The sequence below is a fragment of the Winkia sp. C0117E2 genome (assembly GCF_056590455.1).
Genome location: NZ_JBWPWD010000003.1, coordinates 264,384 through 279,084, shown reverse-complemented (window position 1 = coordinate 279,084; position 14,701 = coordinate 264,384). Strand labels below are relative to the sequence as shown.

The 14,701-nt window shown below is 58.0% G+C and carries 9 protein-coding genes; 4 read left to right on the top strand and 5 right to left on the bottom strand.

Annotated elements, in window-relative coordinates; translation table 11 throughout:
* Positions 1 to 28: 28 nt before the first annotated feature.
* Both AC1EKG_RS05905 and AC1EKG_RS05900 read left to right on the top strand, forming a co-directional pair.
* Entirely contained in the window at positions 29 to 2,032 is a 2,004-nt protein-coding gene (locus tag AC1EKG_RS05905; RefSeq protein ID WP_040315083.1) for a TPM domain-containing protein, read from the top strand.
* A 42-nt stretch (positions 2,033 to 2,074) separates the two neighbouring features.
* Positions 2,075 to 2,791 carry a PspA/IM30 family protein gene (locus AC1EKG_RS05900; RefSeq protein ID WP_004806426.1) on the top strand — a complete coding sequence of 239 codons (717 nt, stop codon included), beginning with the start codon at positions 2,075 to 2,077 and terminating at the stop codon, positions 2,789 to 2,791.
* A 116-nt stretch (positions 2,792 to 2,907) separates the two neighbouring features.
* On the opposite strand, the gene AC1EKG_RS05895 is transcribed toward AC1EKG_RS05900, so the two are convergent.
* Positions 2,908 to 6,474, bottom strand: a complete 3,567-nt coding sequence (locus tag AC1EKG_RS05895) for an endo-alpha-N-acetylgalactosaminidase family protein (protein WP_481067780.1) — start codon at positions 6,472 to 6,474, stop codon at positions 2,908 to 2,910.
* 145 nt (positions 6,475 to 6,619) lie between these two features.
* On the opposite strand from AC1EKG_RS05895, the gene AC1EKG_RS05890 reads away from it, so the two are divergent.
* A complete protein-coding gene (locus tag AC1EKG_RS05890; protein ID WP_101485917.1) occupies positions 6,620 to 7,186 on the top strand; it encodes an NYN domain-containing protein in 567 nt (188 codons plus the stop codon).
* Here AC1EKG_RS05890 and AC1EKG_RS05885 read toward each other — a convergent pair.
* Positions 7,183 to 8,808 (bottom strand): glycerol-3-phosphate dehydrogenase/oxidase, encoded by a 1,626-nt coding sequence (locus tag AC1EKG_RS05885; RefSeq protein ID WP_101485898.1) that lies wholly within the window; start codon positions 8,806 to 8,808, stop codon positions 7,183 to 7,185. The two genes, AC1EKG_RS05890 and AC1EKG_RS05885, sit on opposite strands and share 4 nt — an antisense overlap.
* Before the next feature lie 85 nt (positions 8,809 to 8,893).
* The gene (gene lysS / locus AC1EKG_RS05880; protein WP_101485916.1) at positions 8,894 to 10,465 is read right to left on the bottom strand and encodes a lysine--tRNA ligase; all 1,572 of its coding nucleotides are present in this window, start codon (positions 10,463 to 10,465) and stop codon (positions 8,894 to 8,896) included.
* A gap of 127 nt (positions 10,466 to 10,592) precedes the next feature.
* Between lysS and AC1EKG_RS05875 the strand changes: the two genes are divergently transcribed.
* A complete protein-coding gene (locus tag AC1EKG_RS05875; RefSeq protein WP_481067779.1) occupies positions 10,593 to 12,809 on the top strand; it encodes a LamG-like jellyroll fold domain-containing protein in 2,217 nt (738 codons plus the stop codon).
* Here AC1EKG_RS05875 and AC1EKG_RS05870 read toward each other — a convergent pair.
* The gene (locus AC1EKG_RS05870) at positions 12,806 to 13,726 is read right to left on the bottom strand and encodes a carbohydrate ABC transporter permease (protein WP_004806437.1); all 921 of its coding nucleotides are present in this window, start codon (positions 13,724 to 13,726) and stop codon (positions 12,806 to 12,808) included. The two genes, AC1EKG_RS05875 and AC1EKG_RS05870, sit on opposite strands and share 4 nt — an antisense overlap.
* Positions 13,723 to 14,658, bottom strand: coding sequence for a carbohydrate ABC transporter permease (locus tag AC1EKG_RS05865; RefSeq protein WP_040315171.1), 936 nt, complete (start codon positions 14,656 to 14,658; stop codon positions 13,723 to 13,725). The genes AC1EKG_RS05870 and AC1EKG_RS05865 overlap by 4 nt, the downstream gene beginning before the upstream one ends.
* Between the last annotated feature and the right edge of the window lie 43 nt (positions 14,659 to 14,701).

The following is a 14,701-nucleotide window of genomic DNA, read 5'->3' as shown; positions in this document are numbered from 1 at the left end:
AGAGCAACATACTTGCAACAATATGCTTATGAAGCACTTTTCCCGTCTCCGCAAAGCAGCGGCCGTCTTAGCGGCTGGCGCCGCCTGCATGTTTGCATTCCCGGCTGGGGCTGCCGCGCAGGAGCCCTACCCTATTGAAGACATGATTTCGGATAAGGCGAACGTATTGGACTCGCAGGGGCTAGCTGAGGCCAGGGAAGCTGCTCAGGCTACCCGATCTTCCAAGGCGGGCAACTTCAACGCGGTCTTCGTCGACGACTTCTCGGGCATGTCCACTGATACCTGGTGTGAGCAGACGATGCGCGAGTCTTCACTGCTAGGTCGCAACGTCCTAATGGTGGTCGCGGTCAAGACTCGGGATTACGGCTTTTGCTTCGGCAACGAGGTGGAGCTGTCCAGTTCGCAAAAATCCAGCATCGACCAGGCCGCGGTGTCGGCACTGTCTAACGAAAACTGGGCGGAAGCGGCCATCCGCCCCGCCAAACAGATGCAAGACATGGAACCGGGCGGCAGCTCCCATTTGGGCGGCAGCGGCCTTTTATCGCTACTGGGCAGCGTACCCGTGCTACTTGGCTTCGGCGTGGTGGTTATCGGACTGATAGTTATGGCGCGCAGACGCAAGCAGTCGCCCTCCCAGGTAACGGGGCAGCGCCAGGGCGTACCCACCAATTCGCCAGAGCAGATGCAGCAGGTAGTCCAGCAGGCCGGCTCCGTCGCCCTGGAGGCGGACAACGCGGTGCGCGCAGCTGAAGAGGACGTCCTATTCGCACGCGCCCAGTTCGGCGCCACCCGCACCGACTCCTTCGAGGCGGCATATCAGAGTGCCTCCAAGGAACGCGACCAGGCACTCGGCACGCTCAACCAGATGAATCAGGCGAGCCAGCTGCAAGACAAATTCGCGCTGGCAAACCAGGTACTCCAGCATGCCAACACGGCCCTGCAGATCATCCAGGCCAAGCGCCAAGAATTCGAGGAGCTGTCCAACGACCAGGCGCAGGCCGACAAAGGCTTGCAGGATGCGGAAAAACGCATTGGCGAATCCAGGCAGAACCTGCAGCCGGCCAAGGCAGAACTAGAGAACCTGCACCTGTCTTTCCCCGGAGTCAACCTCTCCTCAATTGACGACAACGTGGACCAGGCCAACGCACTATTGGATTCCGCGGCGCAAACCGTAGCAGAAGGCAAGAAGGCGTTTTCACAAGACAATCGGGCCAGCGCGGTAGAACATCTGCACTTGGCACGGCGGGCCATCACCCAAGCGAACGGCCTCCTTTCGGGCATCACCAATGCCCGCCAGAACCTGGCTCAGTCCAACGAGTCGCTGCTTAGGGCCATCGGCTCCATCAGCTCCGACTTGGACGACGTGGCCCGCGAAAACCAAAAACGCGGCCAGTCCCTGTTCGAACCGCTAGTTGCCGAAGCAAAGGCAGCCATCGAATTTGCGCAGCAGGCACGCGCAGGCAAAGCCGATCCGCTGGCCGCCGCAGAGCGCATTCGCACCGCCGAGGACGCCCTCGACAACGTACTGGATCCAATTAGGCAGCAGAACGAACGCGACCAGCGCAAAGCCGGCATCTACCAGGACCGCAAGCAGAGCGCGCAGTCCCACATTGCCGAGGCCGAATCCCTGATCTCGCCTAACCGCGGCATGGTAGACGTGCAACTGCGCTCGCTAGTGTCGGGAGCCAAGAACAAACTCGAAAACGCCCGCCAACTGGAAAACACAGATATAACCACCGCCCTCACGCTTGTTACTGAAGCCGACAAGGATGCCCTGGAAGTAATCAACCAGATGCGCAACTTCACGCCGCGAGGCGCCATGGGAAACTACCAGGGTGCCGGCGGGATCGACATTGGCTCATTCCTACTGGGCGGCCTACTCTCGGGCGGGCACCACTCCAGCTGGGGCTCTTCAGACTGGGGCTCCTCTGATTGGGGTTCCTCCGACGGCGGCTTTGGCGGCAGCTTCGGCGGCGGCAGCTTCGGCGGCGGAGGCGGCTTCGGTGGCTCCTTCGGCGGCGGCAAGTTCTAACCATATTTCCTCCAACCAATTTTCATTCACGAAAGGCAAGAAATGGCTGAAAAACAATCGATTCTAGGACGCATCACTCAGCTGGCAAAGGCCAACATCAACGCGCTGCTGGATCGGGCAGAAGACCCCGAAAAGATGCTAGATCAGCTAATCCGCGACTACACCAACTCCATCGCTGATGCCGAAAACGCAGTAGCCCAAACCGTAGGAAACCTGCGCCTGGCCGAGCGCGACCGCGAAGAAGACTCTAAGGCCGTTGCCGAATGGGGTCGCAAGGCGGAAGCTGCCTCTTCCAAGGCCGACGAACTGCGTGCTGGCGGCGACACTGCCCAGGCCGACAAATTCGACAACCTGGCCAAGATGGCCCTGACCAAGCAGATGCAGTTCGAGGACGAAATCAAGACCGCCGACCCGATGATCGCCTCCCAGACTCAGGTAGTCGAGAAGCTAAAGTCCGGCCTAAACGACATGAAACTGAAGCTGGACCAGCTAAAGTCCAGGCGTGACCAGCTGGTCGCCCGCCAGAAGACCGCGGAGGCACAGAACAAGGTGCGCGACGCGATGGGCTCCATCAACGTCATGGATCCGACCTCTGAACTCAGCAGGTGGGAAGAGAACATTCGCCGCCAAGAAGCACAGGCTGCTGGCAAGATCGAACTGCAGAAGGATTCCTTCGAATCGCAGTTCGAAGAGCTAGAAAAGATGGGTCAGCAAAGCGAGGTCGACGCTCGCCTCGCCGCTTTGAAAAACAAGAAGTAAAAGCCGCTAGCTAGCAGTGCCCCGGAGGAAACTCCGGGGCACTTTTTGCCCTGGCTCCGAAGGCGCGGGCAAAAAGTGGCCACCCCGAAAGGGGTGGCCACTGCGGAAACTACCGATTACTTAGTGCGTCGTCGCTGCAGGAGTACGCCTCCCACCGCGAGCAATAAGCCTGCCACTGAAAGCAGCGCGGTTGCCGCTACACCGGTATGCGCGAGCGCCCCGGCATGGCCGGCTTTACCAACTACGGTCTGCCCATAATGGCCGTCCTTACCCGGCTGTCTGGTCTGCCCATCATGGCCGTCCTTACCCGGCTGTCCGGCCTGCCCATCATGGCCGTCCTTACCGGGTTTGTCCGCCTGGCCGTCATCTCCGCCTTGCGGCTCGTCGGGATCAACCTGCTCTGCAGCCGTCAGATCCTCAACTAGCACATTGTCGATAGTCATGTCCGACTGTGCACCGCCGCCAGCTTTTTCGATTCCGAACCAGTATGCGCCCTCGCCAACTTCCACTTCATGGCTGAAGTGCTTGGTCCCGTCAGTGGGAGCAAAACTGTGCTCGAAGATCCGCTTGGTCTGCTCGCCGGGCACGTCCGTTCCCAGCACCAGTTTGTAGGTGTCAGGCCTTGCCACCTGGTAGTCGAAACCAATGCGGTATTTGTGTCCCTTCTGGAAGGGAACAGTTGCGGTGGTAGTGCGCAGAATCAATCCCGGGTTTTCCTCGTGCGACAGCAACGACCACTTGCCGTCGAGGACGTTGTCAATCAGCTTTCCGCCCTCGACAACGTTGCCAGCATCGTTCTTACCCCACCAGCCGCGCTGGGAGTACGGGGCATGCCGCTCCGCCAATTGGGTGCGCGCGTCGCCACCGGCATTGGCCTCGCCGGTAACGAACGGCCAATAGCCAACGTCCGGGTGTTCGAAGTCTTCGGCAACAATGGCGTTCTTCGGTGCCTTGGTTGGCGTGAACGAGGTGAGCCGCAGATCGTCGATGCTAACCGTGGCGTCGCCTGCCTTCGCTCCGATAGTGAAGTTCACCTTGCCGCCGGTAGTGGTAAAGGTGACGCGCGCCCGCTGGAAGTAGGTCCCCAGTTTTTCATCCGAGGCCGTAGAGTTCTTCGCCGTTGTGGAACTCAGGGTGGTCGTAGGCACGCCCTTTACTGTTCGCTGAGTGCCCGCTGCCTTCACCCCGGCACCGGTCACCGCAAGATTCACCTGGCGGGCCTTCCGCGGATCAATTTGAATCCATGCCGACGCATTGTAGGTACCGGCCGGTAGTTTGCCCTGTTCGAAGGTAGTAGTGATGGACGAATCGTCCTTGCCTAGTTCCGCCTGGAAGTTGCCTCGATCAGTGCGCACGACCCTAGCTCCGCCGGTAACGGCGTAGTGTTTCAGTCCCGCCGAGAAGAAGCCGGGATCTGCAATACCGGATCCCTCGCCCCAGGCCGGATCTACCTGCCGGTCCTGAGTATCCAGCACATAGGCCGACTTTGCGTCTGCCTTCAAAGTGACCTGCCCATTTACCACGGGCACAGTTCCCACCGCCTCGCGGCCAATGTCGGTCAGTCGGTACATCTTCAGTTTCGACGCCTTTGCCCACTCCCCGGTCAGCTGCCAGGTAGTGGTACCGCCCTTGATGTTGTAGTGGTACAGGCGATCGTTAGTCCACGGCAGCAGGTAGGCGCCGTCCTCGTAAACGGTTTTGCCGTCGTAGGTGATCTTCCGGTTGGTCGGAATCGTCTTCCCGTCGATCTTCTTCACCGGCGAGGTTGCCACCGTGCCATTTTCAAAAGTGATCTTGCCGTCTTCCCAGGTGCGGATAGCAGAGCGCTGCAAGAACTTGGTGGGCAAGTTCCGTTCCCACACGTTGGTAATAAACGGGTTGTAATCGATGTGCCCGGTCCATCCTTCGAACTCGACCACGTTGGTGTTACCCAGAATTGGATCGGGGTTAAAGGTGTCGCGCCGGGAGTTTTCGACGAAACGGAACACCTTCGATTCGATGCCCTTATTATTTTGCCCACCGTAGTTCTCGTCATTAGACCAGTGCGACCACAGAGATATTTCGGGCAGGGAGTAAGACCATTCGGAGCCTACTTTCCAGCCCTGCTTCTGCAGTTCGGCGCCCAACCTGTTGGGTTCCCATCCGAAGTCGCGATAGACGTCGATGTACAGCCAATCCAGATTTTCAGGCGCTTCCTTTCGCAGCTGCGCAAAACGATCCAGTACCTTCGCGGTGCCCAGATCCTTCGCCGAGTCGATCGTATAAGCCTGGTTCATCCACCCCCAGGCTGCCTGTGGTGGCCAATTCAATAGGTCTTCACCGAAGTTATGGGATTCTGAATAAGATTCGGTGACATTGACGTGCACCCCCAGGTTCGCATTGAAGCGTTTGGCGCCCTCGGCTAGGGTCTTCAGATCCTTCAGCCCACCGGCACGCTCGTTGTAGTGGCCGGCGTAGTCGGGGTGGGCGCTGTCGTGCCCTTCAGCCTGGTAGCCCTTCAGCAGCAGCTGCTGGCCCAGCCCATCAGTGGCGAGGGCGATTCGCTTCGTGTCGTCTAGAGTACGCAGGAACGGGTGGGTAGCCTGCGACACGATATTAAACGGGATGCGGGTGATCACCTTGGTTGGTACTTCTTCGGCGCCGTTTGGAGCCTTCCGCAGGCTGCGCAGAGCGGTGGCGCCGTCCTGCCAGTCAACCTTGCCGTCCTCGTTGGCGTCCGCTACTGGCTTTACTGCAATCCAGGGATCCGCGTCATTGCCAATGGCATCGGTTGCTGCCGCCCCGCGCCAGGTGAAGGTGCCTGGGTAGATGGTGGATTCTGTGGCGGTGTGGGTGTCCCATCGCCCGTTGGTCGCCAGATTCTTGTCGGGGTAGTCGGCGGTCGCGTCGTCAACCGCGTTCGATTCCATGCCGAAAGATATGCCCTTGGTGGTGGGCACTACCAGCCAGGATCTATACGATCCCTGTTTTAGTTCGGCCGGACTGGCGATCACGTCTCCGCTGTTCGCCCGATCCACGCTCAGTCGGGTCAGGGCGAGCTGTCCGTCCCGGTCTACTTTCACCAGGCCGAGGGCGGGGATCCGCACCCGGTGTACTTTGTGCTGGGGGTCCTTCAGGTTCGTAAGCGTGAGCTTGAACGTCCCGTCTTTTACGGTGGCTACAGCCTGCATCGTGACGTCCAGTTTGTCTACGCTCACGTCCCAGGTGGCGCTCGAGGACGTGGTCTTGGCAGGAGTGAAGGTAACTTTCTGTTCCTGCTCGTCAACCAGAATCGATTCGATCCTCTGACCGGCACCGGGTGCGCTCTTGTCGTTTACCTGCCAGCTCAAGATGGCCGGGCTCTTGCGTGCCAGTTCCACCGTGAGGGCGCCATCGCTGATAGTCAACGAGTCCGCTGCTTTAGCTTTCCTTGGCTGCGTCGCGCTTTTGTCTGAGGGCTCGGGGGCCGGATCCGCGCTCGGCTCTGCCGCAGACTCCGCAGCCTCTTCTGTTGGCTCGGCCTGATCTTCGGCGGGCTGGTCTGCCTGCGCCTGGCTGGCCGCGTTTTCCTGGCTGCTTTGTTCTGGTTGGGGTTCTTCTTCAGCTAGCGCCGGGCTCACGCCCCATAGCGCTAAAGCTCCGGCTGCAAGCAGGGTTCCGCCCGCGCGCGCGAGACGGCCCGCCTGTTTCGGCTTAGTTGACATCTTTGTCCCTTCGATGGTTTTTCAGGAACTACCCTATTGTGCTTACCTGTATGACGAAAGCGGTTTTGGCAAAGAATTGAAACTGAGCACGGGAAATGATTTCTTTCCTATGAATATGGCCCGAGCTACTAGTAGCCTTAAAGGCATGGGTAAAAATTTAACTTACATAGTTATTGATGGGGAAAATATTGATGCCACGTTAGGCATGTCTGTTCTTGGCCATCGTCCAGAATCAGAAGAACGTCCCCGGTGGGATCGCATTCTGGAATATGCCCGCGAGCGGTGGGGCGGCGAAGTGCGTGCCCTATTTTTCCTGAATGCTTCTTCGGGGCATTTGCCTATGGCGTTCGTGCAGGCACTCGTTGCGATGGGGTACACACCCGTACCGCTGTCTTCCACCAATCCCAACGACAAGGTGGTCGACATTGGTATTCAGCGCACTTTGGATGCCATTCTGGATCAGAGCGAGGGCGACGTCATTCTTGGCACTCATGACATCGATTTCTTGCCTCAAGTCGAGGACTTGTTGGATGCTGGCAGGAGAGTAGGAATCATGTGTTTCCGTGAATTCTTGTCTATTGCTTTCAACGATTTTGTCGATGAGGGCATCGAGATCATTGATATGGAATATGACATGCATGCTTTCCAGGTGCCGTTGCCCAGGTTGCACATTATTCCGCTTGATGAATTTGATCCTACGAAGATTATTTAGTGGGCAGAAAGGAAGTCGGCTAGTTCGGCTTCCTTTTTTGTATCGCTCCACTTGCATGCCCTAGCCACCACTTCGGCGATGGCTGGTGCGGCCTCTTTGCCAGCGTCTTGGTGGCGCCGGCCCAGCATCAGGCGCCGGTCTATGACGTCAGTTAGGGTGAGTGCTCCCTCGCTGCATAGTGCCCACACAATTTCGACTTTTAGACGTTCGGGGGCTCCGGGGATCTTTTCGGCCAGCACCGGTTCTTGTTTGATTAGCGCCAGCATGTCTTCGACCTCGTCACCGTACCTGTTCAGCATGGAGGCGATGTGTACGGAGTCTAGTCCGGCGGTGGCGGCCACGGAGTAGCGGGTGTTCCACATCTTGGTGTAGTCGGCTGCTCCGATCAGCGGCAGCTTGGCGGTGCGCGATGGCCGCCATTTGTCTAGGTGGCGCATGATTTGGTCGATGGTGCGTTCGGCCGTCAGCCGGTAGAGCGTCATTGCTCCCCCAAATATTGCCGTGATGCCCGAGCCTACGTCGGAAATGTACGGCCAACGCATGGTGGCTCCCTGCGGGTGGTCCTTGTCTACGATCAGATAGCGCACGCCCGCCCATGCCGATTCCACGTCGGCCCGGCTGATCGGCACTGACAGGTAGGAGTTGACCTGCTCTAGTAGTGCCTCAATGTCTTCTTCCAACACTTTGGGGTGAGACTTGTCGCCGTCGTAAGGCCGGCAGTAGGAGCCGATGATCCAGTGGGTCCGGCGCGGCACCAGGGTGATTGGGCGCGAGGGCGTAGCTAGGTAGGCGCCGGTAGAGCCACGGATGGCACTGCGCGGCACAGAAATGTTGACTCCTTTTTGCAGCTGTACCTTGTCGGCCAGTTCCGGTGACATCTGCAGGGACGAGGAGGCTACCCAGGGGCCGGTTGCCAGAACGGTGTGGCGGGCACGTACGCGAAAGCGGTGGCCTGGCCGCAGTTGATCAGAAACTTCTGCCCCGTTGACTTTGCCTGAGGCGTCGCGCAGTATCTTGGTTGCCTGCACGTGCGAAGCCACCGTGGCACCGTAGCGTTTCGCCGTGCGCAACACGGTGATGACCAGTCGGGTGTCGGTTACGACGGCGTCAAAGAATCGAAGCGCGCCTGCCCTGGGACTACGCGCTAACGAGGGGAACGCGCGTACTGCCTCTTTCACCCCGCACGTGCGCGGTGGCGGCACGGCTCCCCGCACTCCGGCGCGGACCACCATGTCGTGGATGAAGGCTACGCCGATTTGGCGGATGCGATCCTTAATGCCAAATTCGACCGGCCAGATAAAGGGCATGAGTTTGACCAGGTGTGGCGTCGTGGTTTGCAGCATAATGCCACGTTCGGCCGCCACTTTTGCTATTTCGTGTACTTCGCGGTCCTCTAGCCACGAGATGCCGCCGTGGATCAGCCCTTTTGTTCTAGAAGAGGTGCCCTGGCCCCAGTCTTGGGCTTCGATTAGAGCTACGCTTAGCCCGCGGCTGGCCGCTTCGAGGGCGATGCCCGCCCCATTTATGCCGCCTCCGATTACCAGGATGTCGAAGATCTCTCCAGCTTCCATCTTGGCTATGTCCCGCGCCCTCTGAGACGCGTTGAGCTGCGAATTTGCCACGGATCCTCCTTCGATTTCCTGTAAAAAATCTATCACCACAAATGCGTGTGGCCCCGCCAAGGCGGGGCCACAGCTCAGACTTGTTCTAGCCTTGCCGCTTCACTAGCGGGAAGGTGATAGTTTCGCGAATGCCAAGACCGGTAATAGCCATGAGCAAACGGTCAATACCCATACCCATGCCACCGGCCGGGGGCATACCCAGCTCAATAGCCTGCAAGAACTCTTCGTCCACTTCCATTGCCTCAGGATCACCATTAGCGGCATCCAAAGACTGCTTCTCGAAGCGCTCGCGCTGGACCACCGGGTCGTTCAGCTCGGAGTAGCCGGTAGCCAACTCAAAACCACGCACGTACAGGTCCCACTTCTCTACAACACCCTTGCGCGAACGGTGCTGCTTGACCAGCGGAGAAGTATCCTCGGGGAAGTTCTTCACGAAAGTAGGCTCGTACAGGTCGTCACCGACCTCTTCTTCCCACAGCATTTCAGCCAGCTTGCCCGGCACGTAGTAGTCCTCGACAACAATCCCGCGCTCTTCAGCCAGCTCAACCAGGCGCTCACGCGGAGTCTCCGGAGTAATCTGCTCGCCAATCTTCTCAGAAAGAGTGGAATACAAATCCATCTCCTTCCATTCGCCACCCAAATCGTACTCAGTGCCATCAGCCAAAGTCACCAGCGTAGAACCGGTAGCCGCAATAGCCGCGTTCTGAATCAGTTCCTTGGTCAACTGGGCAATAGTGTCGTAGTTACCGTAAGCCGCGTAGGCCTCAAGCATGGTGAATTCAGGCGAGTGCGAAGAATCAGCGCCCTCGTTACGGAAATTCCTGTTAATTTCGAAGTTGCGCTCAATGCCACCAATCAGGCACCGCTTCAAGAACAGCTCAGGCGCAATACGCAAGTACAGATCCGTGTCATAAGCATTCATGTGAGTGGTAAACGGACGAGCCGCCGCCCCACCGTGCAGGTTCTGCAAAATCGGAGTTTCCATCTCGATAAAGCCCTGCTCATCAAAGTAATCACGCAGCGACTTCACCACGCGAGCACGAAGACGCACCATCTCGCGTGCCCGAGGACGCATAATCATATCCAGCTCACGCCTACGAACACGCTGCTCCTCAGACAGCACCGACGCCCCATCCTTGCCCTCAAACGTCTTCGGCAGAGGCAAAATGGACTTACACGTAAGCATCCATGCCGGAGGAACAACCCCGGTACGCTCATCAGGAGTGCTCCCCGGAGTGGCCATAACCGACAGCTCGCCAGTACGCGAAGAAATAACCCGACCATACACAAACAAGTGATCGCCCAAGTCAACATCGGCCTTGTAATTCTTCAATGAATCAGCACCGATCTCGCGAGCCGACAACATAGCCTGCAACTTGTTGCCTTCGCCGTCCATCAGAGTAACGAAACACAGCTTGCCAGTATTACGCGAAAGCATCACGCGCCCAGCAACACCAACAAAATCTTCAGTCTCTTCACCAGCAGCCAGATCATACTTCTCGCGGACCTCGCTAATCGTGGCCGTAACCGGCACCAACACTGGATACGGGTTACGCCCATCAGCAAGCAAGCGCTCACGCTTTTCCGCACGAACACGCACCTGCTCAGGAAGATCTACTTTTACGTCTGCTGCTTCATTCGTTTCTTTTTGTGCCACGGTTAACAAGTGTACAGGTACTTTCGAGCTTGCAGGTAGTTCCTATTGCCTACGCAGACCTGCCCGGAAACCTGCCGTTCACCGATTCGTCAACTGCGGGTAATAGTAGGCCGCTAGCTTTGGCGGCGTGAAACTATTACACAAAACTCTGGCGGGTATAGCCGCCATTTCTTTGGGCGCAGTAGGCTTCTCGCTTCCAGCCAGCGCCGATACAACCCCGGAACCGCCGGCATCCGCAACGGGCGGAGTTGACCTAGATAAGTCCGAGGGCGCACGCGGCTCAATCGCCGTTGTTCCTGACACCCAGTTCTACTCTCGTTACGGCGAGGGACAGAACGACATGTACACGAAGAACTTCCCCGACCTGCCCAACCCCTACGATTCCCAGATGCAGTGGATCATCGACCACCAGAAAGACTACCAGCTGGCGATCACCCAGCACCTTGGGGACGTGGTCGATCAGGTGACGGTAGACGGGCAGTGGGACCTGGCGTCCAAGTCCCAGAAGAAGCTCGAAGATGCGGGCGTTCCGTACGCAATCATTCCCGGCAATCACGACTGCCACAACTGTGTCCCGCAATGGCAGGGAAAGCCCTCGGACCTGTTCTCTAGCTACCAAAGGAATTTCCCGGTCTCGCGTCAGGCTAAAGCCTCTACCTTCCAGGAGGCTTCGCCCTCGGGACTATCCAATTTCCACGAATTTACCGTGGCCGGGGTCAAGATGGGCTCAGTCAACCTGCCCTGGCATGCGGACGATGCCGAGATCGCGTGGGCAGGAAAGATTCTTGACGCGAACCCGAAGCTTCCCACGGTGCTCACCTCGCACCAGATCATCAACGTCGACAGTGCAGGCAATCCCCTAGCTACCGATTTTGGCGACAAGCTGTGGGACAAGATTATTCGTAACCACCCGCAAATCTTCCTGACTATCAACGGTCACCACCACGGCTCCACCAACCGCGTGCTCAAGAACGATGCTGGGCTGGACGTGTTCGAGCAGCTGATCGACTTCCAGGGCGCCTACCAGGGCGGCAATGGCAAGATGTCCATGTTCGAATTCGACTTCACCCACAATCAGCTCTCGCTCACTTCCTTCAGCCCCTGGGTGGTGCAGAAGCCACAAAAGCAGGTAACCCCATTCGACCACGCGATAGACAAGAGTGTGGGAGCCACCTACACCGTCCCCATCGATTTCAAGAAACGTTTCGAAGCATTCGGAGCCGAGTTCACTCCCGAGGGCAGTGTCGCCTCCTCCACCTCGAAGCTGCGGTCCTGGCTAAATGCCAACTTCACCCCCGCCGAGACCATTGCCAAGCCTGCCCCCACCTCCTCCACCGACTACCCGAAGGTGGATGGGACTCTTGCCCACTGGCGGCCAGCCAAGCAAGACGGAAAGCTGGCGCTAAAGGATCTGAGCGGAAACGGCAACGACATGGCGCTAGCAGGCCCGGCCGACCTCGTCACACTTTCGCAGGATGCCCCCACCGATTCGGCTGAAAATTCTTCGCTCGCGTTCTCTCCGGAGGGCAAAGGCCAATTTGCCCACTTCGCCACCTCTAAGGATGCGCCGCTAAACAAGGCTGCTCTGAAGGATGGCTACACGTTCGAAACATTCATCAAGATCGACAAGAACTATTCCGAAGCCAATCACTGGATGGCGTTTGTTACCCGCGAAGGGAAACGTTCTGACATCAAGAATTTCGGCGAAGATTCCGACATTGAAGAACCTCCTCTAGCCGGCGCCATCTCGTCCCTGAAAGAGGTCCAGTGGGCTTTTGCAGATGCCGAGGACGTCTCCCTTGGGCACTCGAACTGGTCCTGCGAGATTCCCGTGGGGCAATGGCACCACATTGCAGTTGTAGATGATCCTAAGATCGACGCCGTAACCATGTACGTCGACGGCGCTCCGGCACTGCGCGCAACCAACGGCGCGCACGGCCTCAACCCGGTAAACGCCGGGGCATGGCTCATTGGAGGGTCAATTTACGACGGAAAGCTCAATACCGGCTTTTACGGCAACATCGGGGAAACCCGAATCGTAGACCACGCGCTCAGCTCCGAGCAGTGGCTGACTGCCCGCTCCGCAGATAAACCGGCCCCCACCACGGACAAGCCGGCAACTGACAAGCCGGCAACTGACAAGCCGGCAACTGACAAACCCGGCACCGAAACTCCCACCGCGGAAGGTTCTTCGCAAAAGCACCAGTCCGCCTCTGGCGCAAATAGAACTGTGCCCTCCCACCTTTCCCACACCGGCGTAAATCTTGCTGCCACCTTGGCAACTGTCGCCGCTGTAGTTCTGGTAGGAGGGACGCTGATGTTCTTGCGCAGGCGCGAGGACTAACCCTTCACAGAGCCTGCCGCTAGGCCGGACTGCCAGTACTTCTGCAGTCCCAAGAACAAAATAATCAGTGGTACAACCCCGAGGAGGGCGCCCATCATTACGGCTCCCTTTTCGGGGTTGTAGTAGCTCATCATGCCGTAGAGACCCAGGGTGACCGGTTTGATCTCTTGCGAGGAAACCATCATCAAAGGCAGCAGGAAGTTATTCCAGGTGGCCACGAAAATGAACAGGAATATGGTGACCATAGCTGGCGCTAGCAGTCGAAGTACCATGGTGAAGAAAATCCGCGCCTCGGAGGCGCCGTCGATACGGGCGGCCTCGATCAGTTCAGTAGGCACCGAGGACTGGGCGTAAACACGGCCCAAGAACACCCCGAAGGGGCTTACACACGACGGGATAATAATGGCCGCCATAGTGTTGGTGAGTCCCAGGTGCTGGAACACGATGTACATGGGAATGGTCAGCAACGCTACTGGCAGCAGCAACCCGCCCATAATGACGCCCATAGCCACGTTCTTGCCGGGGAAGCGGAATTTGGCCAGGCCGTACCCTGCCATTACCGAGATGAGGGTGCCGATGACGCCGGCTACCGTAGAATACACAAGTGAGTTCAGCACCCACCGCCAAAACATGCCGTGAGTCCAGCTCATCAGCCGCCGGTAGTTGTCGGCGAACCCCTGCACGATTCCGTCAAAACCCGAGGCGAACCAGACGCCCGAAGAACCCACCAGTTCAGGGTTCGACTTCGAGGAAGCAATGATCACCCAGTAGACGGGGAATAGGAAATACACCAGCGCGAGAAGCAACAACCCCGTGGTAATCCACTTTGCCGCCGAACTTGGCGCGACCGAGCGGACGGGCACGCCCTCTAGCGAAGGCCGATATTTGATTCCGCTTTTGGTAGTCAGAGTGCTCATTTTGCGGTCTTCCTATCTACTAGGGCGTACACGATGGCGAGGGCGCCTGCGAACACCGCCATCACAATGGATACTGCCGAGGCCGGCCCATCGCCCGAGGGCGAGAGGTTGCCCATCATGGTGTTGTAAGCCATCATCATCGGCGTGTATGCCTTCCCCATCCAGGTTTGGGAGGTGGCCATGATGGAAGGCTCGTTGAACAGCTGAATCGTACCGATGATAGACAGGAGCACTGCCAGCAGTGCTGCCCCGCGCACCAGTGGAATCTTGATGCGGGTAACGATCTGGAACCCGGTGGCTCCGTCAATGCGGGCGGCCTCTGAAAGGTCCGCGGGGATAGCTTGCAGTGCCGCCAAGAAGATCAGCATGTTGTAGCCCGTATACGTCCACGTGGTCATGTTTGCCATGGAAGCCAAGATGACGTTGCGGGACAAGAAATTTACGTTGATGCCCAGTGAGGAGAGCCCAGAAACGATTGGCGAGAGTTCCGGCGTGTACAGGTACAGCCAGATCATTGCTGCTACGATGCCGGGAATAGCAAACGGCAAGAAATAGCCAAGCCGGTAAATAGTTACGTGTTTTGTTAGGAATGAATCCAGCAATAGCGCGAATATAAGCGCCAAGATGATCATCACGGGCACCTGGAACAAGGTGTACAGGATTACCCTGCCCATCCCCCGCCAGAATTCTGTATTGGCGAGGACGGCCTTGTAGTTGGCGAGGCCAACGAAGGTAGATACGGATTCCCCACCCCCAAATGCGCCTCCTCCCGACGCTTCTTGCGCGAAGAAGGACGAGAAGATGGAGACGCAAATGGGGATTAGGAATACAAGGATGAACAGGAGGCAGAAGGGCGCCATGAACGCCCACCCGGTCCTTGCATCATGTCTTTCTCTGGCGCGCGAACCTCGGTTAGCTAGCCCTTTAGGCATTGCAGAGGAGCCGCGGACTTTTTCTGCACTCACTTGTTCAATT